Source organism: Paenibacillus sp. J22R67 (genome assembly GCF_059692175.1).
In genome coordinates this window covers 432,533-452,932 of sequence record NZ_JCAUAX010000003.1, presented here as the reverse complement: position 1 = coordinate 452,932, position 20,400 = coordinate 432,533, and the positions used below count along the sequence as shown (strand labels likewise).

General features: G+C 45.7%; 22 protein-coding genes. 6 read left to right on the top strand and 16 right to left on the bottom strand.

The genetic code is table 11. The features are described from left to right. Positions 1–41: 41 nt before the first annotated feature. Positions 42–320 (bottom strand): hypothetical protein, encoded by a 279-nt coding sequence (locus tag AC58VC_RS14020; RefSeq protein ID WP_497369371.1) that lies wholly within the window; start codon positions 318–320, stop codon positions 42–44. Between the two features lie 160 nt (positions 321–480). Between AC58VC_RS14020 and AC58VC_RS14015 the strand changes: the two genes are divergently transcribed. Both AC58VC_RS14015 and AC58VC_RS14010 read left to right on the top strand, forming a co-directional pair. Further along, positions 481–2,169, top strand: coding sequence for a DUF2339 domain-containing protein (locus tag AC58VC_RS14015; RefSeq protein ID WP_497369370.1), 1,689 nt, complete (start codon positions 481–483; stop codon positions 2,167–2,169). 226 nt (positions 2,170–2,395) lie between these two features. Beyond that, positions 2,396–2,947, top strand: coding sequence for a hypothetical protein (locus AC58VC_RS14010; protein ID WP_497369369.1), 552 nt, complete (start codon positions 2,396–2,398; stop codon positions 2,945–2,947). Between the two features lie 431 nt (positions 2,948–3,378). On the opposite strand, the gene AC58VC_RS14005 is transcribed toward AC58VC_RS14010, so the two are convergent. The 8 genes from AC58VC_RS14005 to phnX all read right to left on the bottom strand — a co-directional run bounded on the left by AC58VC_RS14005 (position 3,379) and on the right by phnX (position 12,149). Next, complete coding sequence (locus AC58VC_RS14005; RefSeq protein WP_497369368.1) at positions 3,379–4,203, bottom strand: DUF8832 domain-containing protein; 825 nt, start codon at positions 4,201–4,203, stop codon at positions 3,379–3,381. Further along, on the bottom strand, positions 4,200–5,219 hold the full coding sequence (locus tag AC58VC_RS14000) for a hypothetical protein (protein ID WP_497369367.1): 1,020 nt from the start codon (positions 5,217–5,219) through the stop codon (positions 4,200–4,202). Before AC58VC_RS14000 ends, AC58VC_RS14005 begins: the two co-directional genes overlap by 4 nt. A gap of 50 nt (positions 5,220–5,269) precedes the next feature. After that, a complete protein-coding gene (locus AC58VC_RS13995) occupies positions 5,270–6,058 on the bottom strand; it encodes a DeoR/GlpR family DNA-binding transcription regulator (RefSeq protein ID WP_497369366.1) in 789 nt (262 codons plus the stop codon). A 47-nt stretch (positions 6,059–6,105) separates the two neighbouring features. Further along, positions 6,106–7,827, bottom strand: coding sequence for a putative 2-aminoethylphosphonate ABC transporter permease subunit (locus tag AC58VC_RS13990; RefSeq protein ID WP_497369365.1), 1,722 nt, complete (start codon positions 7,825–7,827; stop codon positions 6,106–6,108). Further along, positions 7,828–8,865, bottom strand: a complete 1,038-nt coding sequence (locus AC58VC_RS13985; protein WP_497369364.1) for a putative 2-aminoethylphosphonate ABC transporter ATP-binding protein — start codon at positions 8,863–8,865, stop codon at positions 7,828–7,830. A 131-nt stretch (positions 8,866–8,996) separates the two neighbouring features. Further along, positions 8,997–10,094: a putative 2-aminoethylphosphonate ABC transporter substrate-binding protein gene (locus AC58VC_RS13980; protein WP_497369363.1), complete on the bottom strand. Its 1,098-nt coding sequence runs from the start codon at positions 10,092–10,094 to the stop codon at positions 8,997–8,999. A gap of 133 nt (positions 10,095–10,227) precedes the next feature. After that, complete coding sequence (gene phnW / locus AC58VC_RS13975) at positions 10,228–11,355, bottom strand: 2-aminoethylphosphonate--pyruvate transaminase (RefSeq protein WP_497369362.1); 1,128 nt, start codon at positions 11,353–11,355, stop codon at positions 10,228–10,230. Continuing rightward, on the bottom strand, positions 11,352–12,149 hold the full coding sequence (gene phnX, locus AC58VC_RS13970) for a phosphonoacetaldehyde hydrolase (protein ID WP_497369361.1): 798 nt from the start codon (positions 12,147–12,149) through the stop codon (positions 11,352–11,354). Before phnX ends, phnW begins: the two co-directional genes overlap by 4 nt. 254 nt (positions 12,150–12,403) lie before the next feature. On the opposite strand from phnX, the gene AC58VC_RS13965 reads away from it, so the two are divergent. Continuing rightward, a complete protein-coding gene (locus AC58VC_RS13965; protein ID WP_497369360.1) occupies positions 12,404–13,189 on the top strand; it encodes an HAD family hydrolase in 786 nt (261 codons plus the stop codon). A gap of 69 nt (positions 13,190–13,258) precedes the next feature. Here the strand turns inward: AC58VC_RS13965 and AC58VC_RS13960 are convergent, their stop codons facing one another. The 3 genes from AC58VC_RS13960 to AC58VC_RS13950 form a co-directional block, all read right to left on the bottom strand. Beyond that, positions 13,259–14,023, bottom strand: coding sequence for a DUF975 family protein (locus tag AC58VC_RS13960; protein ID WP_497369359.1), 765 nt, complete (start codon positions 14,021–14,023; stop codon positions 13,259–13,261). A gap of 22 nt (positions 14,024–14,045) precedes the next feature. Continuing rightward, positions 14,046–14,267: a hypothetical protein gene (locus tag AC58VC_RS13955; RefSeq protein ID WP_497369358.1), complete on the bottom strand. Its 222-nt coding sequence runs from the start codon at positions 14,265–14,267 to the stop codon at positions 14,046–14,048. Positions 14,268–14,331: 64 nt separating this feature from the next. Next, positions 14,332–14,493 (bottom strand): hypothetical protein, encoded by a 162-nt coding sequence (locus AC58VC_RS13950; protein ID WP_497369357.1) that lies wholly within the window; start codon positions 14,491–14,493, stop codon positions 14,332–14,334. A gap of 51 nt (positions 14,494–14,544) precedes the next feature. Between AC58VC_RS13950 and AC58VC_RS13945 the strand changes: the two genes are divergently transcribed. Continuing rightward, positions 14,545–14,718, top strand: a complete 174-nt coding sequence (locus tag AC58VC_RS13945; protein WP_497369356.1) for a hypothetical protein — start codon at positions 14,545–14,547, stop codon at positions 14,716–14,718. Here the strand turns inward: AC58VC_RS13945 and AC58VC_RS13940 are convergent. Beyond that, positions 14,711–15,484 (bottom strand): phytanoyl-CoA dioxygenase family protein, encoded by a 774-nt coding sequence (locus tag AC58VC_RS13940; protein ID WP_497369355.1) that lies wholly within the window; start codon positions 15,482–15,484, stop codon positions 14,711–14,713. The genes AC58VC_RS13945 and AC58VC_RS13940 overlap by 8 nt on opposite strands. A 123-nt stretch (positions 15,485–15,607) precedes the next feature. Between AC58VC_RS13940 and AC58VC_RS13935 the strand changes: the two genes are divergently transcribed. After that, a complete protein-coding gene (locus AC58VC_RS13935) occupies positions 15,608–16,486 on the top strand; it encodes a helix-turn-helix domain-containing protein (RefSeq protein WP_497369354.1) in 879 nt (292 codons plus the stop codon). A gap of 9 nt (positions 16,487–16,495) precedes the next feature. Here AC58VC_RS13935 and AC58VC_RS13930 read toward each other — a convergent pair whose 3' ends face one another. Next, entirely contained in the window at positions 16,496–17,344 is an 849-nt protein-coding gene (locus AC58VC_RS13930; RefSeq protein WP_497369353.1) for a phytanoyl-CoA dioxygenase family protein, read from the bottom strand. 118 nt (positions 17,345–17,462) lie between these two features. Here AC58VC_RS13930 and AC58VC_RS13925 point away from each other — a divergent pair, with 118 nt between their 5' ends. Then, positions 17,463–18,341, top strand: coding sequence for a helix-turn-helix domain-containing protein (locus AC58VC_RS13925; RefSeq protein ID WP_497369352.1), 879 nt, complete (start codon positions 17,463–17,465; stop codon positions 18,339–18,341). A gap of 49 nt (positions 18,342–18,390) precedes the next feature. On the opposite strand, the gene AC58VC_RS13920 is transcribed toward AC58VC_RS13925, so the two are convergent. Together AC58VC_RS13920 and AC58VC_RS13915 are read right to left on the bottom strand one after the other, a co-directional pair. Further along, on the bottom strand, positions 18,391–19,473 hold the full coding sequence (locus AC58VC_RS13920) for a Gfo/Idh/MocA family protein (protein ID WP_145659543.1): 1,083 nt from the start codon (positions 19,471–19,473) through the stop codon (positions 18,391–18,393). 180 nt (positions 19,474–19,653) lie between these two features. Beyond that, complete coding sequence (locus AC58VC_RS13915; RefSeq protein WP_497369351.1) at positions 19,654–20,370, bottom strand: response regulator transcription factor; 717 nt, start codon at positions 20,368–20,370, stop codon at positions 19,654–19,656. Between the last annotated feature and the right edge of the window lie 30 nt (positions 20,371–20,400).

The following is a 20,400-nucleotide window of genomic DNA, read 5'->3' as shown; positions in this document are numbered from 1 at the left end:
AAGACGATCACCGGAGAAATCCCCTGCATCGTCTCATTTCATTAATCCATATATCCGGCTAATCCATGTTTCATCAAGTAAGCCATTTCTGCTTCCAAAATAGTGTCAACCGCCAGCTCCGTCAATTTCACATCCGGCCTGCTTAGAATATGATCGATCAAATCGTCACTGTCGATGTCCACTTCCCCTTTGGCATTTTCTTCGGCTTTAAGGATATAAGCTTTCTCATATTTCAGTACGAGCTGAATTTGTTTGGCATCTGCTTGCGATTTCTCTACGATAAATTGGATAAGCTCTTGTTCGTTTAATTCCTTACTCATGATGGTTCATCTCCTAATATCCTATTCGTGTTTATGACTATTGTAGCATAGTTGTCCCGCTTTTATTTTTTCTGTCAGCCTACACGTCTTACCAGGCCCATGTTAACATAGAATGTGATGGAAAAACATACCTAAAATGCGCACCACAAAGGGGGCTATTATGGATCTAGAAATGCGAGTAGCCGCATTGGAAAAGAAAGTAAAACAGCTCGAACAGTTACTGGACCATGCGCTTGACCGAAAAACGACTTCAGGATCTCAACGCTCAGACACGCCAACTCCTGTAGCGGAGCATTCCCAGCCAGCTCCACACCCTACCCGCCAGCAGGAATTGTTGATTCCCGCCGCAGAACCTGCTCCCCCAAGAGATTGGGAGCACTTGATCGCCCGCGTCTGGCTGCCGCGCATTTTTATCATCGTCTTCCTGCTTGGCGTCCTCTGGGGGTTTACAGCAGCCGTAAGTGCCGGCATCATTACCGAACCCGTGCGCTGCTTACTCGGAGTTGCCGCTGCAGGTCTCATGTATTGGCAAGGGGAAGCGCAATTGAAGCGCAAACGCACAGCACTAGGGCAAGTGCTGCTAGGCGGAGCAAGTGGGGTGCTGATCTTATCGCTTTTTGCAGCTCATATGCTGTTTGAGCTGATCCCCTCCTGGCTTGCTTTTGTACTATACATTCTTTCTATAACTGCTAGTGTGTTTACAGCGATTCGCCACCGTTCACAAGCCCTCATGATTATCACGCTGCTTGCAGGTTATCTCGTCCCGTTCATGGTCGACTCGTCGCATCCGAATATGTGGGTTTTTGCTGGCTATGAAGGTCTCTTTTCCATGGCTATGATGTTATTATCCTTGCGCTACGCCTTCCGAGGTGCTTATTTCACCGCATTTGGCGTCCTTCATCTGCCTCTGATCATTTCAACCTTGCTCAGCCATGCGGCGAGTGACAAGCCTGCACTGCTCACTGTGATCATCTTGCAGCATCTGCTCCTCTTCGGCATTGCGCTTCTGCGCTCGGAAGACAGCCGAATTGGACAGCGCATCACGTTGTTCCTAAGCTTTGGCCTCGTCGCAGCCTGGACATACGGTCTGTACGGCACTGCGGACAGCGATAGGCTCCTCTACGAGTGGATGCTGGCTCTGTGGTCGCTTGTATACATCGGCACTTCCTTCTGGCTTTATCGGCAAAAGCTGGCCTTCTCCGTGCAGCTCTCCATCGCAACGTTCAGCATCTTCTTATGGCTGATTTTCGTCCTGCATGCCGACCATGCTGGATCAGCACTGCTAGTTGAAGGAGGCATCGCACTCTGTCTGGGTGTCCATTTCCAAAGCAGGCTGCAACAAATCAGCGGAGCCCTCACCTATTTCATCGGCATGCTGTTCGTTCTCACTCATCCAATCCATGATATCGGATCACATGAAACTTTTGCTTGGTTTGTGCTCGTGGCTACCACTTCTGGCCTATATGCTTTCTTTCGCTCTTCGGCCTCTGCCCGAGAAGGCCATGTACCGGCGCGAATCTCTCTGCTTTTGCTATGGATGGGATTTATTCTGCTCCTCGTCTTCGTCTCTCAATTAACGAATGCCTTAACGAAGGGGCTGAGTGGTGATTATCAACATCTCATTCTCTCTGGTGTTTGGGCAATATATGCTGTGCTCCTCATTGTCGCGGGACTGTTTGTCCGAAAAGCAAAGGCAAATCTAATCGGCATCCTGTTCCTGTTTGTAACCCTCCTCAAAATCATTTTCATTGATCTACCTGATGTGTCTACCGCTATTCGGGCAATCCTGTTTATCGGGCTTGGGGCCATTGGGGTTGGGATTTCCAGGTTGTTTTATAAACGTAAATAAACAAGCGAACGTTAGCTCAAACAAAAACCTTCAACTCCACTTATCTGGTGGATGCGAAGGTTTTTTTCACCTTTTCAGGGACAGAATAGAATGTGAACTTTCCTTGAATTCATTGCATTACGTTTGAAAATAGCGTATATTTTTTACTTGCAGTTAAATAATTTAAATATAATATGTATTTATTTACATATAAATACATTCATACGGACGAAGAGGTGTATCACGCATGATTTTGAAACAAACAGCCGCAGGCGTCATCCTGCTTACGATGATGGTTACAGGAGCAGCATGCTCCTCCGAACCAAAAAATACAGCGACTAGCCCGTCTCCAAGCGCCAGCGCAGCAGCTTCACCGCAAGCAACAGCTGAAACGCAGGATGTTGTCAACATGAAAGGCTATATCGGCGCTAGAATTGCTCAAGAGAAAGTGGGCTTCCTATTCGGAGAAGCAAAATCCAAAGATGACAAGTTCATCCTGAACCCTATCGCAGCAGATAGCAAAGAGAAAGCCGTGAAGTTCCTTTCCAGCTATTTTGATGCTGCTATGGCGGATAAATTGGCAGCTCACTATTTGACGGAACAGCAGGCAGACGGAGCTATTGTAACTAACCCGACTTCCTTCTTCCCGACAAACCTGTTAGACACAACCAAAGCGGACGTCACATTTGACAAGGCAAATACAGCGGATCAAGTCAAATTCACTACAAAAGATGGCGCTACTTATACAACGAAAAAAGTAAGCGACAAATTCGTTATCACCGACGTAGCGAAAAAATAAGCAGTTGCTCACAGACAGGGGAATCTTTGATTCGACCTGTCTTTTTGCTTTTCTTTGGCGGAGCCGTGAGATCCCCGTGACCCAGATTCAAGGGAAATTGAGTTCGCTAATTGAAGTGAAACGGGCTGTTTCCCGCCAGAGCGGAACTACAGGGCGCTATTGCTGCCTCCATGCCACGTTTTCAGGTGATATCGGCAAAATAACGGACCATAGTTCCCCATCCACATGGAAAATGCGCCTTTGCAGAGAAATAGCGGACTGTAGTTCCCTTTACATAAAAAAAGAGACCCACAGCAACGGGCTGCAGGTCTTAAGATATATATATTTTAAAGGGGGTCGAGTTCTATTATAAGCCTACTTTATTAAAGCTAGATGAATAACATATTTCTTTTTGATTACAAAATTCAGATGAAATTGTAAATGTAACGCCTTTATGGCACTTTAATGGTAAAAGGTACGATAAATACTTCATTCTGATGCTGAAATTGCCCCCATATTTTATAAATGCCACTTTTGGGGAAAATAATTGTGAAAGGTGCTGCAGGTCCCGAGCCCTTCTGCTCATTCGGGTGGACATGGACATACTCCTTCGCATCAGCGCTGATGGCAACTACATGCCCTAAGCTGCCCAGATAGGGCTGCAGATCGGTAATCGGCTGCTTCGTTCGGGCATCCTTGATCGTGAAGATCATATCCAGCCCCATGCCCGCCATGAGATGGTCGAAAGCAAGAGTCACTTCCTTGCCGCCCACCTCTTTCGTTAGCGAGGTATCTGGTTGGAGCACCGCCATCTTCGGCTCTTTCCCGTTAATCGTGACCCAGTGCGTTTGCACCGTCTCACCACTCCCCTGCGGGGTGAAATCAGCAATCAGCTGATAATAGCCGCTAGCAGGGAACTTTGTCTTGACTGTGAATTGCCCTTTACCAACATGCTCCGGATGAAGATGATCAAAATAAGACAGATCCTTGCTCACCACGATCAAATGCATCAGCTTCTCGTGCATAAGGTCAAAATTATCGATGGGTTTATTCCATTTGTCTTGAATTAGAATCGTGATCGTCGCCTCTTCACCTGGCAAATAACGGTCCATGGCAACCGAGAAATGTGCAATCGCATCACTACTGTGGGCATGTGTCGGCATAGTCTCCATATTCCCGGTCATCTGCATGCCTGACATATCAATGGTCGTGTTTTGATTCCCACAAGCTGTTAAGAGAATAGCTAAACCCATGAGAAGGATGACAAGCTGTTTCATTGCTTTCTTCCAGATGTGACTGGTGCCGTCAGCATACTTAATCCCATCGAACAGAGGCCGCAAATAAAGATCGTGCCACCCCAGAGCTCAGGAGACCAATCTAACGTATGGAACAAGCGCAAATCCGCAAAATATAGGCCCCAGATGAGCACAGGCAGCAGGAAGAAAACGCCGCGATATTGCCACGCACTGACTTCTTTTTCTTTGACCGATTTTAAAAGCAAATCCCCGATGATCCCGCTAATGAGCAGAATCACAATAGAACCATAGTGTGAAAAACCGTCCAGCACCGCCATCAATACCGCTTCAAAAACAAAGAAATAGGTTACCGTGCCGAAAGGCAGCTTCCACCTTCTTAGTACGAGCATAATCGGCAAAACGAGCAGCAACGTTGTGACCAGAAAATCTACTACAGCTTTAGCCACTGCGTCCTCTTCCCTGGCCATCCATAAATTCTGACGAAATGACCATGCATACATGAGAAAAAAAGCCATCACGGCAAAGGTCAGCGCCACAGAAGTCAGCGCAGGCAGCAACCGGCGAAAGCTTGGTGAAACGTCCTTCTCCGCATAACTCATTGCACGGTAAGGGCTGGTCAGAATCATCAATGCTCCAGTCAATAGAATCAGATGTGTTGGGCTGAGGAGAGCCTCAATATTTTTCTCGATGCCAAATATCGTATGCCAGAGCATATCGCCAATACCGCCGATGAAAAAGAGGATTACACCTGCGACCCCGAGCCTGTATCCCGTCGGAATAGCCGCTGCCCAAGTGGCATGACGGGCTCTTGTTTTGTTCTGATAAGTAATGATAAGAATCCAAATCGCACAGGCCAAATAGCCGGAGTACAAGATGGCATGCCATGGCGTAAAAAAGGTCTCAACCGCTCCGTGATTATGAGCAAAGCCATCGATAAACAAGCCAACAATTAGCCACATCCCCATCACCATCGTGACGGCATGCTTCAAAATGCCAATACTACCTGCAGATTGCGTCACTTTCAGTTGTACCGACAAACGAATCAGCTCCCAATATTTGTCATGATTACTGTTCTATCATAACACAGCTAATCGTTTGATGAGACCCAGACAACTCCTTTTTTCTGCAACTCGTATAGCCACTCTTTGGGGGCAGGCACATCGCTGACAATGATATCGATCTCTCTTAAATCCGCAATTTTGTAGAACTGTACGAACCCGAACTTGGAGTGATCGCAGAGCACGATGCTTTGCTTAGCGTATTTCATCATTTGCTGAGTCAATTGACCCTTACCTTCTTCGAAACCTGTAATCCCTTTGTCCAGCATCATGCCGTCCACGGATAAGAATGCTTTATCTGCATAGAAATTTTCCACCATCTTCTCTGCCAGTAAACCTGTGACCCTGGAATGCAAGGCATTTACCTTACCGCCAATTAAAAAGATGTCCCCGGTGAACAATCCTTTGTTTTTGTAGTCAATTAACAAGTACAGGGCTGGTATGGAAATGGTTAGAACCGTCAGGTTTTTCTTGTTCAGCAAATAATCGATGATATGAAGAGTCGTCGTTCCGTCATCGATGAAAATAACGTCATTATCCTCCACAAGAGTGGCTGCTGCGCGGCCGATTTTACGTTTCTCATCTGCATACAGCACTTCCCTTTTCAGGTGTGACGGCTCGTCTCGGGACAAATTAATTTTGACGGCGCCGCCATATACCCGCTTCAGCTTATTTTCATCTTCCAACTCTTCCAAATAACGACGTATCGTCTCGGAGGAAACATCCAGCGCTTCAACCAATTCATTCGTCTTTACTTTGCCATCCAAATTCAACTGATTGAGAATATAATTCTTTCGCTCTTCACCAATCAAAGACATAAGGTTAGACCCTCCAATTTATGCATCACGTTTTGCTTAATAGGACGTTACTTCGGCATTTGCCAAGCAGCCGTTCGCTTTTTCACCTTTTTTAAAATGAGCTCGTAAGACAAACGGACGATAATATTCGTTCCTACGATCAGGGTAGACATCGCGGCAGCGGCAGCTACATCACCTGCATCTTCCATATTCACTAAAGCGACAGCCGCAAGATTCATATCAGCAGCCCGGAGGAACACAACGGCAGATACCGTAACCATGGAATTAACAAAAAAGTACATGGCAATTTCGATAATGGCTGGGAGAGACATTGGCACAGTTACTCGCAAAAATGTTTTGTAGAAAGGAACACGCATAGACTCCGAAACGAGCTCGAATTCCTTGTCCAGCTTTTTCAAAGCAGTCGTAGCCGTGATGAAGGGAACCGCATAGAAATGCGTAATGTTCGCAAGTACGATGATCGCCATTGTGCCATAAATCCAGTTCAGGGGATTGCTTGGATCATTAAAGAAGAAAATGTAAGCAAGACCAATAACCATACCTGGAAGCGCAAGCGGTAAAATAGACAAGAAGTAACCAATCTGACGCATTTCTTTCATCGATCTGGTTTTTTCAATTAAATAAGCGAAAATAAAGGTCATGATTGTACCCGCCACAGCTGTGATGAGTGAAACTTGAAGTGAATTCCAGAACGGCTCCAGGCCTGATCCTGCAACACTCGAAAAGTCGTAATGTTTGAAGCTTAAACTGATATTGTACGGCCACACCTTCACCAAGGAAGCAAATACAATGGTGATTAACGGAACCAAAATAGCAATCGAGACGATGATGCAAAATGTCCGATAGAATTTGTCCCGAGCCTGCCCTTCAGGCACCCGGTATGGCGTTGATTTCGAAGAAAGCAGCGAGCGCTGTTTGCGCTCAACGAATCGATCTACAGCAAAAGCGATGATTGCCGGAATTGTGAGCAGGATCCCAACTGTTGCTCCCATGGATAAGTTCTGCTGCCCGATGACCTGCTTGTAAATATCCGTGGCAAGTACGTTAAACTTACCTCCGATAGCCTGCGGAGCCCCGAAATCCGTAAAGCTAGCTGTGAAGCAGACGAAAATGGCACTAATGAGGCCATACTTGACGGAGGGCAAAGTTACCGTGAAAAAAGTCTTCCATTTATTCGCGCCCAGCGATTCCGCGGCCTCATACAGTCGCTGATCGGTCATTGACAGAGCTGTGATAAAAATCAGAAAAGCTTGTGGAAATAAGTAAATCACTTCCGAGATGACAATCCCAATGGGTCCATAAATCGGTATTCTCAGACCAGGCAAGAGTCCGAAAAAACCGTGTGTAATGATCCCTTGATTCCCAAACAAATAAGTAAGTGCAATACCGTGCATCATCGTCGGTTGAAAAAGCGGCAATAACGCAACATAGCGGAAATAACTTTTGCCGCGAATAGCCGTACGGCTTATCCCGTAGGCATAAGCGAAGGCGAGAACAACGGCAAGTACCGTGGATAGCACAGAAATCCAGATTGTGTTCGTTAACGATTGAAGTAAGGAAGGCGTAGAGAAATACTGGACAAAGTTAGCTAGTCCAATAAACTCCGCATTTTTATCCAGCAAAGCTTTGCTAAATAAAAGAATTAACGGAATGAGAGTGCTTGTTGTTAAAGTGAGCACGAGTACGACAATCAACACATTTTGTAAGGTAAAAATAGCTCCGAGGTGACGGCGGATCGGCGGATTCATGCTGATAATTCCCTTGTTCATTTAGGCACCTACCATAGAATCAGCTGGGAATGTGATCATCTTTTCCTGCGGGAAATCAACGGATACTTCGGCATGTTTGATGAGCTTCAGTTGATGCGTCGCTTGGGAAGACACATCCACTGTAAGCAGGACATTCTGGTAGCCTGTGCCAGCTGCTGGCTGAAGCGTCACTCTGTAGAAAGCGCCCCGGAACTCGACATGCTTGACAACCGCCTTCATTCCTTTGTTTGATCCAGGCGCTGAAAGGCGAATATGTTCAGGTCGAATGGCTAGACCTCTAGGTTGTGATAATCCTCCTTGCTCACCGTTCTCCAAGAAATTAATCGATCCGATAAAATCGGCGACAAATGCCGAATTCGGCTCTTCATACACTTGTTCTGGCGTTCCCATTTGCACAACTTCGGAGTTTTTCATCACCACAATGCGATCTGCCATCGTGAGCGCTTCCTCTTGGTCATGCGTAACCATCACCGTTGTAATGCCAAGCTTGTCCTGCAGTTCGCAAATTTGCTCACGAAGTTTCACACGAACTTTGGCATCTAACGCTGAAAGCGGTTCATCAAGCAGCAGGAAATCCGGAGACAATACGATAGCGCGTGCCAATGCTACACGTTGCTGCTGCCCGCCGGACATTTGCGCTGGGTAGCGATCGTGGAGGTGCAGCAGATCCACTAGGTTCAAGACTTCCTTTACCTTCTCGTCAATCTCTTTCTTCTTAAATTTCTTGCCCTGCAAGCCATAGGCTACATTCTGATAAGCAGTAAGGTTAGGAAAAAGCGCATAGGACTGAAACACCATGCCAAAATTTCTTTTAGCTGGCGGTAGTTGGGTAATATCTTTCCCATCAACCGTGATCCGACCTTGTGTCGGCTTTTCTAATCCCGCAATAATGCGAAGTAATGTCGTTTTACCGCAACCGCTTGGGCCTAATAAACAAATGAACTCATTCTTCTGAATATTAATATGGATATTATTCAATGCGCTGAAAGATCCAAATGTTTTATTTACCCCTTGAATGGACAAGTAAGCTTGTGTCATGATCAAGCAGCCCCCTTAGTCTTATTAGCTCTAGTATAAGTGTGTTATGTTATCGCTTTGTAAAAAGGTGATAGAAAAAAGACTGCTGCAAGCATGGTTCGCAGTCAGCCTTTTCTTGGTTTGTCGGTTATTTATTTAGGTTCGCTTTTTGAATTAAAACGCTTGTCCCACTCAGCTAGAACACTGTCACGTTTTTTGGCAGCATCGTTCAAATCGTTTTTGATAAGTTGTTTAACCGGATCTACGCTGTAACCGTCAGGAATCTTAGCAGAATCTGTTTTAATCGCTAGAATGGCGTAGTTTTTGTTGTATTCTTTCATAACATCATCCGTAATAGCCCAATCCAAGAAGTCTTTAGCCACTTGTTTCACGACTTTCTTCTTCATCAAAGCATTAGCTTCAACGTCCCAGCCGGAACCTTCTTTAGGGAATACAACTTCAACTGGCGAGCCAGCTTTTTTCTCTTGAATACCACGGTAACCAAAGGAAATACCAATTGGATATTCGCCAGTACCAGCTAATTTGGCTGGTTTGGAACCGGAGTGAACATACATCGCGATGTTGTTATGCAATTTGTTCATGTAATCCCATGCTGCGTCATTGCCTTTCAATTGAACCAATCCGGAAACCGTCAAGAAACCAGTACCTGAAGACGAAGGATTCGGCATTGTGATGAGCCCTTTGTATTCCGGCTTCGCTAGATCCTCATAAGATTGCGGAATGGCCAGCTTGCGCTTCTCCATCTCCACTTTGTTGACGATGAACGCTGTTTCCCATGCGTCGATGCCAACCCAATGCGTTACGGCATTTTTGTCTTTAAAATCTGGAAGAATACGTTCTACGCCTTTTGGTGCGTAAGGCTCTAACATGGTGTTCTGGTCAAGAACGAGCAAGCTTGTTGCCGCTAGCCCCCATACAACGTCTGCTTGTGTATTATCTTTCTCAGCAAGTAATTTAGCTGTTACAATTCCGGTGGAATCACGAACAATATTTACTTTAACATCCGGATATTTCGCTTTGAAGGTCGTGAGGTAAGTTTTGATTTGATCATCTTCCAAAGCCGTGTAAACCGTTAGATCCTTGCTTTTGGTATCCACTGTAACCTCGCCCGCTGCTGAGGGAGCTGTATTTGGTTTCGCTCCATCTGTACCTACCGCTTTCCCGCCGCAAGCCCCTAACATCAAAGCAACTGTCAACAACGCTACTGCACTTCCTAATGATTTCTTCATCTTCTTACTCCCACCTTCATTCGAATTATCGGTTTGTATGTCTATCACCTGATAAATATTAGTATAAATGAGAAATGTAAAATTGGTATTAAATGCACGTAAAATATTTGAATTTTATTTTTATTTGTTGTTTTTAAGTTGTTTTCCAAAATAACTGTCTTTCAATACCTTGCAGAAGACGCTCAATGTCAGGTAGATGAATATCGCCAATGTTGCCGATTCGGAACGTAGCCGCAGCTGTTATTTTGCCTGGATAGATTACAAAGCCTTCTTGTTTAATGCGTACATAGAACTCATCAAAGGAAAACACAGACGAATCCGGGTACAAGAAGGAAGTAATAATCGGCGACTGCAGCTCAGTTGGAAGTAAAGGTTGCAGCCCCATCCGCTGCATGCCAGCAACCAACGTTTGTTGGTTACGAGTGAACCTTTCGAATCTACGTGCAACCCCGCCTTCTTCCTCTAACTCTTGGAGCGCTTGATCAAAAGCTCGAACTGTATGTGTTGGTGACGTATAACGCCATTTGCCGTTTCCTTGCTCCATAGTCTCCCATTGATCGTAGAGATCTAACGACAAGGAACGCCCTAATCCTTTGCATTTGACCAAAGACTCTTTACGCGCAATGATAAATCCAAAACCCGGTACGCCTTGAATGCATTTGTTGGCACTACTAATTAAATAATCGATATCTAACTCCGCTATATCAATCGGAATACCGCCAAAAGAGCTCATCGCATCAAGAATCAGTGTTTTGCCGTATTGCTTGGCAATGCGAGCAACATCAGCGATGGGATTCATCATTCCCGTCGTTGTTTCTACATGAACAACTGCAACATGCGTGATCGACGAGTCTACCTTCAGCACTTCCTCTAACTGCTTAACGTTAACTGGCTTCGTTTCCCCTGCATCCAGGACGATCGAATAAATACCGAGGACATCCGCTATTTGGGCAATCCTTTTGCCATAAGCTCCGTTAGCAAGAACAAGCAGCTTGCCGTCTTTGGGAATAACGGATCCGATGACCGATTCCACACTGAATGTTCCGCTTCCCTGCATGAGCACTGTTGTATAATCATCTGGCTTGCTGGAAGCCATCGTCACTAATCGGCTGCGAATGGACTGCACGAGTTGATTATAGTCTTGGTCCCATGTGCACCAATCACGCAGCATAGCCGCTTTTACTTTTTTACTAGTGGATAAAGGGCCTGGTGTAAGCAATAAATATGGATTGTCCGGTAATTGATTCGTCGTTGTTGTCATGGACGTTCACCTCTTTGAAGTTTTTGATTGATAAGTGGAATAAGCTGATCAAGTTCACCAATTGTTTGGATGACATAATGTGCGCCTACTTCATGAAACTTGGCTGTGACAGCTTCCATACGCACCTTTAGAACTTCAGGATCACAAGCTTCAACTTCCGCTTCGCTCATACCCAGCTCACTGCTTCCCAGTACCACACCAATTGTCCAAGTTCCAGCGTTGACGCCTTCTCTTATATCACTTACCGTATCTCCCACCTTCATTACGTTATACAGGGGATAGACGTTCAGAGCAGCCGCGTTCTCGTAGATCATCCAAGGATATGGACGTCCTGCGGGCACATCATTTGGCGTAACCAAGTGGTCCGGGGCATAACCGCGCTTCTTCGCTTGTGCGGTGACAATCGCCATCATCTCAGCGGTGTAGCCCGTTGTGGAACCGATCCGAATGCCGCTTTGACGCAAACGTTCTACGAGTGCAAGCGCTCCCGGTACCGGTTCGGCGTATTCATGAACGACAGCTAGCATCATCGGTTCAAAATCTGCATAAAGTGAGTCAACATCCGCTTCCTGAGGCAATTGTCCATAGCGCTCGCGCCATAAGCCGGCGACACGCTCCATTTTTAGGATTTCACTAATATGATCACGTTTGAGAAGGCCCATCGGCGCTCTTGCTTCTGATAAGGTGATTGCAATCTCTCTTTTTCGGAAGACTTCCATAAATACGTTAAGCGGAGCAAAACATCCATAGTCTACCATCGTCCCCGCCCAATCAAAAACAACTGCTTGTATCATTGAAATCCTCCTGTTTGACTGATGTACTTGTTATTCCAGCACCTTTTGTTGGTTTTGGTTGTGTCTATAGGTACATAATAACCTGCGTTTGTAATCGCAGCGTTAAATTCGTGTAAAATTTGTGTTTTTAATTTGATTTAATTTGTTTTCGTTGCTCCATTTACCTATTATTCGAAATTAACCCTTCAGTTTTCTGTTGACTTCCTTGTTAGTATGTTGGAAATTAAGTGTAAGACACTAGGAGGGACATAGAAATGAAGCCGATCAAAGCCATTATTTTCGATTTGGATAATACATTGTTATGGGATGAAAGAAGTATTCAAGAAGCATTTGAGGCGACTTGCGAGGCAGCGGCAGCTTCCGTCCACGTAAACCCTACCGAATTAGAGCAGGAGGTGCGCGCATCATCTGAACGTTTATTTAAGGAAATGGCCTGTTATGACTATGCAAAAATGATTGAAGTCACACATTTAGAAGCGCTGTGGGGACGATTTGATTGCAAAGAGCATCCAACCTTTCTAGAGCTGGGACAGTTAGCGCCAGTGTTTCAAAAAAGCGCTTGGACGCAGGGCCTGCTCAAACTGGGGATTAACGATCCGGAGTTAGGTGAAACACTTGCGCAGAGGTTTGCCAAGGAGCGTCGGGAGCGTCCATTGGTCTATGAAGCGACTTTCGAAGTATTAGCGGCTTTGCGGTCGAAGTATCAGCTGCTTTTGTTGACGAATGGCGCGCCTGACCTGCAACAGGAAAAGGTAGACAGTATACCAGGTCTGGCGGATTACTTTGATCATATCTTGATTTCCGGTGTCTTTGGCCGCGGCAAACCTGATCCTTCTATTTTTCAGCATGCGTTGAAGCTGCTTGGTGTCATGGCGGAAGAAGCCCTCATGGTCGGTGATAATCTGGATACCGACATCAAAGGAGCTTTAGCGGTTGGCATGCGAAATGTTTGGATCAATCATCATGAGCGGACGGCGCCGCTGCACAACTTGCCGAGCCATGAGATTGCTGCACTGCAAGAATTACTAGCCATTTTATGAAAAAGGACTTACTCAACAAGGTCTAATGTGACCTTGTTGAGTAAGTCCTTATTAATGCGCGTCGACGATTCATTCCTCGGGAAGATTCAATTCCTTGTTGCTGCTGAGTCCATCATACAGTGCCTGCTGCCTGAGCACTTTATAAAGTTCAGCCTTGGTTGAATGATCATACGGCATAACGAACAGAACGCCAATGCCAAGTGCCAGGAATCCTAGGATATACCATCCAAGGAAAGATAGGTCCAGGACGAACATGTTCCACTTCTGCCCGTTCGTCATCTGTTTGCTAAGCTCAACCGCCCTCTTCGTACCAATCCCCGGATTGTCTCCCAAAAGAAAGGGCACCATGCTGTACGCATAAGCCTTCACAATGCCCGGAATAATGAGCAGCAAGGACCAAAGGAAAATGAGAAAGCTTTTCCAGAGCATCCCCTTAACGATAGCCATATATCTGCCTTTTTGGAACGAGTAGACGAGATAATTCATATTCACATCTTCAGATGCGGCCTGTTTAAAATATTGCATAACGCTCACTTCGAAAGGAGCCGTAACAAAAACATGAAAAGCAATGGATACAAGGATAAGGAAGATAAATAACAAGATCGCTCCAACAACGACTGCAACAAATACCGGGCTGCTGTAAAAATCAGTCCAACTGCTGTGATTTCCCGTTAAGGGGAATTTTACCGACGTCCCTCCGTTCGAATTGAAGGAACAGCTCGACACCCCTCCACTCAGCACGGCTAGCAATAGGCTTACCAGAAAAGCCTTCCAGTAAGATGTTCGTAGTACTTGCTTTGCTCTTTCCTTTAGTTCTCTACGCGTCCAGTCCAAGAAACCACCATCCAATTTCCACTTATTTACTATCTATCGTACAACAGAATGTCCAAAAGTAGAACCCTTCCAGGGGATAGGTGCCAGCCAACGTTCCAGTCTTCGGCGGCTTCTGCAACGATGGAAAAGATCGTTGCTGGCCGAGCAAAGGGCGGAACGATCTCTTGCTCTCACCTGTAACGATGATATTCATCGTTACAGCGGGCCTTGACGCTTCGTCCGCTTCTGCAACGATGGAAAACATCGTTGTACACCGAGCAAAGAGCGGGACGATCGCCTGCTCTCACCTGTAACGATGATATTCATCGTTACAGCGGGCCTTGACGCTTCGTCGGCTTCTGCAACGATGGAAAACATCGTTGCACACCGAGCAAAGGGCGGAACGATCGCTTGTTCTCACCTGTAACGATGATATTCATCGTTACAGCGGGCTTTGACGCTTCGTCCGCTTCTGCAACGATGGAAAACATCGTTGTACACCGAGCAAAGGGCGGGACGATCGCCTGCTCTCATCTGTAACGATGATATTCATCGTTACAGCGGGCTTTGACGCTTCGTCTGCTTCTGCAACGATGGAAAACATCGTTGTACACTACTCACAGCGATCGATCAAGCCCATATCCACAAAGGCAGCGCTATTCTTCAACCTCAAAAGAAAAAAGGCACCCGCAGGCGCCTTTCTCATCCTCAAATAATTTTATATTCCGGCTTCACCTTCGTGAAATGCGGGTTTTTCCCTGTGACCATGAGACCCATGCCCCAGTCAAAATGCGTATTCTCCGTCGGGAAATCGCTCGGATCACGGTACTGGAACAACACGTTCCGTCTTGTTCTGGAACTCTTATTGGATTCCGAGCCATGAATCGTCAAGTAGTTAAAGAACAGTACATCGCCGGCTTCTGCCACACAAGGTGTCCCCTCTTTAACGGGATATTCCTTGTGGTTCAAATAATGTTGACCCACGTGTGGCAAGCTGCCTGTGCGGTGCGAACCTGGAATAACTCGCAAGCAGCCGTTCTCCTCATCCGCATAATCCAAATGCACGCTCGCAGCAAGCATCGAATGTTTCTCATGCGGGAAGTACGGGTGATCCTGATGCATAGGGAAGGCAGCGCCATTCTCCGGCGGCTTCACGAGCATTTTCGAATGATGCAACTGCACGTTAGGTCCAATGATTTGCTGCAGCACAGCAGCCATATTCGGATGAATCACAGCGCGCATGAATGCGGCATCGTGATAGTGCACGTCGTGGAAGCCTTTTAAAACCAGCTTCTTCAGTTCTTCTGGTGGAAGGAAATCACCTCTCCATTGATCATTTCGGTCTGCTTTCGCTTCTGCGGCACGAATAATAATTTCTTCGACCGCTTGTCTCATTTCCTCTACTTCTTGCTGATTGAATACCCCTTTAACAAGCAAATACCCATTTTCTTTGTAAAATTCTACATCCTCGCGAGTAATCACAGTCCATTCCTCCATCTATGCAGTTGATTGTAAACCGCTTTCTTATCTATAATTATAAGGAATAGGACAACAATCTGTCTTTTTCTGCAAAGGACAGCTTTTTGCAAAATAAGGACATGAAGGATGATGCATGTGTACTTGTGCAAGGAAACCAGATCCCTGCTGAACGAGGTTGCAACGGTCATTCATGGACCTGCAGCATGCTTTAAAATTCAATATTGGGGTGTAGATCCGTGCTTATTCGATAACCAGCCCCACAAACATTCCTTTTTTGAGGTCTGTTACGTCATCAGCGGCGAAGGTGAGTATACGGAAGAAGGCATCCTCTACCCGTTGAGACCAGGTACGCACTTTTGCTCCAGACCTGGCATCAAACATCAAATCCGCACCCAAAAAGGCCTCTTTATTTTGTTCGTCGCCTTTGAACTAGATGAAACACAAAGCGAAGATACGATGCGAGAAGCCTTTCAGGATCTAGCTGAGCATGCCGAGATTTGTCTGTATGATGGGGACCATCACCCAACAGCCCTCTTGTGGAAGTCGCTTTTGATTCGGGAGGGGCATGGCAGCTTACCGGTTGCAGCCGTTCCAACATTAGCCTACACACTTCTCGTATCGTTTCTCAGCCTATTCGGTAAAGAGACTGGCAAACCTATTGTCCACCGTAAAAATACGAATATCCTGCTGCAGCGGGCCAAACTTTATATCCGTGACAATCTGTCTCAACCCCTTCACCTTAGCGATGTTGCTGGCTATCTTAATGTTTCTGAGCGCCACCTTTCACGCTTATTTTCAGAAGGGATTCATGAGACGTATACGGATTTCATCCGTAGTGAGCGCATACGCCAAGCAGCCCACCTGTTGCTGACAAGTGAGCTTTCGATTAACGAAATTGCTGAGGTTACCGGCTTTTCGTCCGTCCATTATTTTACCCATACGTTCAAACAAGAAAAAAAGCTACCCCCAGGCAAGTTCCGCAAACAGGAACAAACCAGCAGATAGCTGCCATTACTATCGTATGGATCGGCTGTAGACGAGCGGATTGATGGCCGTTGCCGCCAAATCGCCTGGTTGAGCGCCGGGAAACCAAGTTTTCAAATCGCTTTCGCGGGCTTTACTATCCGGCTCCGCAATATGCAGTCCATCGGCATAGTAGATGACCGTCATTACTTTACGCATAGAGTCCGTCGGGTTGCCAGGCGCGCTGTGCAGCGTCCACCCGGCATGGAAGGTCGCATCTCCAGCTTCCATAGCACCATGAGACATCTTTTCATACCCTTTGCCCTCAATATAACCAGCTAAAGTACGGTGGGATTCATCGGAAATCACCATTTTATTAATATAACCAATGCGATGGGACTCAGAAGCAAAAGTCATCGAGCCTACTTCCTCTGAGATAGGTACTAGCGGCATCCACATCGTAATCGTTTTATCTGTATCCAGCGGCCAATAGATTTGGTCTTGATGCCATGGGGTATGACCTCCATGAGGTTCCTTGTACAAGGCCTGATCATGATAAATGCGTACGCCTTCTACACCCATCAATTCCGCTGCGATTTTGGCAAATCTTTTCGCTAATACGAATCTGCGAGCCGCTTCGCTTTTTTCCCACAGGTTAGAGATTTGGATAAAAGCCTTGCCGTACGTATCACGCTGCTCAATCGGTTTGTTGTGATAATTCAATTCCTTGACCAAATCCGTAATAATCGGCTCGTAAGAAGTAATTTCCGCTGGGCTGGCCACCTGCCTCAGCAAAATATGTCCTTTCTGCTGATAGCTTTCTATCTGCTGCTCCGTCAATGTATAACTGTCTTCCAAAGAGGGTAACGCTTGGTTATGGCTTGTTTCCTTCATGCTCATCTCGGATCACCTCAATTTGTATAATTATAGCTTTATTATAGGGCTGGGCCTGTTCCAAATCTTTGTCAAACAAGATTATATTATTGTCAAAAACAACTGGATTGAAAGGTAGGTTCACATGCTAAGCGATTTTCTGAAACAACATCCCATCGTTCCTTTTGTCAGACAAAGCGACTTTGCCGTTCGTAAACCATGGTCTTACCCAGAGCGCAGACTGCTTGATTATTTATTGGTATACATTCAAGAAGGCACTTGCTGTTTCCATATTGATAATAAAAAATATACCTTTAACACGGGTCAGTTTTGCCTTGTACAGCCTGGCAGCTTATTGTCTTTGGAAGGGTTAACGAATACCGTTACGCCGTATATCCATTTTGACCTCTGTTTTAACAGCGAACGTGAACACAGTTTTCCTACCCGCCCTGGACAAATTGATTTATCTGCTTATAAGCATCTCATGCAGCCAACCATCAAAGACTTGTATGGGGTGGAAATGCCTGTGCAGGTTGAGCCGCTCAAGCCGTTAAAACTGAAAGAAACGCTCTTACAGGTTATCGAGCAAGCCGAAAAGCAGGATCCGCTCATTCAACTTAAAACCCAGCATCTAGTAACGGAGATTATCCTTTCTTTATTAGAAACCTACTATCAAGAACCATACGCTGCGTCACATTCGTTCGACTGGATTACTTCCTATTTCTCGCATCATTTGAGTGACCCTATCTCCTTAGAAGACATGGCTGCACGAGCTAATCTGTCGATTTCTCGATTTAGCATTGTGTTCAAGCAGCGGTATGGCATTTCCCCTCACCAGTATTTGATGAACATGCGGGTGAATCACGCCAAAGAATTGCTGACGCATACAGATCTCAGTCAAGAATCCATTGCTAGCTACTGCGGATTTGCAGATCTCCACCATTTCTCCAAAACCTTTAAGAAAAGAACCGGACTAACACCCGGTGAGCTCAAAAAAAGCAAAATCCCCTTCATTCGAGCTTAAACTCTCGAAAAAGGGGATTTCTTGCTTATTTCCTGGGAAATAGTTGAAATTAGTCGAAATAAACAGCTTTACCTGTTTTAGCGGATTCGTAAATAGCTTCTAAAATCTCAGAAACGACACAAGCTTGCTCCGGTGTTACGACTGGATCTGTATCATTTTCAATGGCTTGAATCCATAAACGCATTTCCAAATCCGGTGCACTATCCGTTTCTCCATCATAAAAGGCTACGCCGCCAGCTTTAAGCTCAACTTCTGTTGTATACAAGCGGCTGTGCTTTTCGCCGTTAATGCGAAGTCCATTTTTCATGTCAGCGCCGCCTTCTGTACCGCTAAGCGTACATTTTGCTTCATCGACTTCCAGCGTGTTCAGCGCCCAGCTTGATTCCAGTATAATCGTAGCGCCATTTTTCATCGTAATCATACCGAATGCGGAATCCTCTACAGTAAACTTGGATGGATCCCAAGGCCCCCATGCGTTTGCTGCGTTTTCGCGTTGAGACAATTTATGGTACGAAGTACCGAGAACAACCTTCGGTTCATAATTGTTCATCATCCACAACGTCAAATCGAGCGCGTGTGTGCCAATATCGATCAAAGGACCTCCGCCTTGCTTCTCTTCATCAAGGAAAACTCCCCATGTTGGTACCGCGCGGCGACGGATGGCATGAGCTTTTGCGAAATAAATATCACCCAGCTCACCTTCCGAACATAATTGGTGCAGGTGCTGGCTATCGCTGCGGAAGCGATTGTTGTAACCGACGGTCAATTTTTTGCCTGTGCGTTTCGCTGCTTCCACCATTCGGCGTGCATCAGCTGCTGTTTTGGCCATAGGTTTTTCAGACATTACATGTTTACCAGCTTCCAATGCCGCAATAGTAATCTCCGCATGGGAATCATTCGGTGTACAAACATGAACAATATCAATCGTGCTGTCTTTCAAAAGCTCACGGTAATCTTCATATACGCGAACTTCACCTTTTCCATACTTGTCAGCAGCTTCTTGTGCCTTTTCAGGAATAATATCACAGAAAGCAACCATTTCGACATTTTTTAATTTGTTCAAACTTGGCATATGTTTGCCGTTGGCAATGCCTCCACAGCCGATAATCGCAATTCGATACGTTTTGGACATGATGGTCCTCCTTAGGGTTTTCGTCAGAGCTCGTACTATTATCAGTATATCAAAAACCTGCAAAAATAAAATTTCTGATCTGGCGATAAATATATCCGATTGTGCTTTCTGATATGACGAGAACGGAATCCACGCAAAAAAATAAGCCTGGGTAACTGTTTCACCAGCACCCTAGGCTCTTTATTTTTTGATAATCGACGCCACAAGCTTATATCCTACACCGCGAATCGAATCAATCTGCACCGATTGCTGATTCATTTCCAGCTTTTTACGCAGCGAACTCACGTGAACATCCACTGTTCGCTGTCCGCCGATGTAATCAAAGCCCCAAACGATATTCATAAGATCGTCCCTAGTCACAACTACGCCTGGACGCTGAACAAGATACAGCAGCACCTCAAACTCCTTCGGTCTCAAAGGAATCGATTCGCCATTCAGTACGACTTCATACTTCTCTGGATAGATGAAAAGTTCGCCCGCTTGAATGACTTTCTCATTCGTTCCCTGCTTGTCTACCGTGAGATCCTCCGACATCGTTCTGCGCAGTACGGCTGATACCCGTGCCAGCAATTCCGCAACACCAAAAGGCTTCGTTATATAGTCATCTGCTCCGTGCTTCAAGCCTTGAACAACTTCATCTTCCGCATTGCGGGCCGTTAAGATGATAACTGGCGTGCTATTTCCTTTTTGTCTAAGCTTAGCCAATACCTCAAAGCCATTCAATCCTGGCAGCATTATGTCCAAAATAATTAAATCATAGGACTGCTGAATCGCTTCTTGGAGACCATCTCCACCATGATCCACAACTTTTGTATGATACCCTTCTTGGGAAAGATTGTACGATAACAACCTGGCCAAGGTAGGCTCGTCTTCAATTACTAATATTTTTTGTGCCATGGGATCCCCCGTATTTACAGTTTATTAACA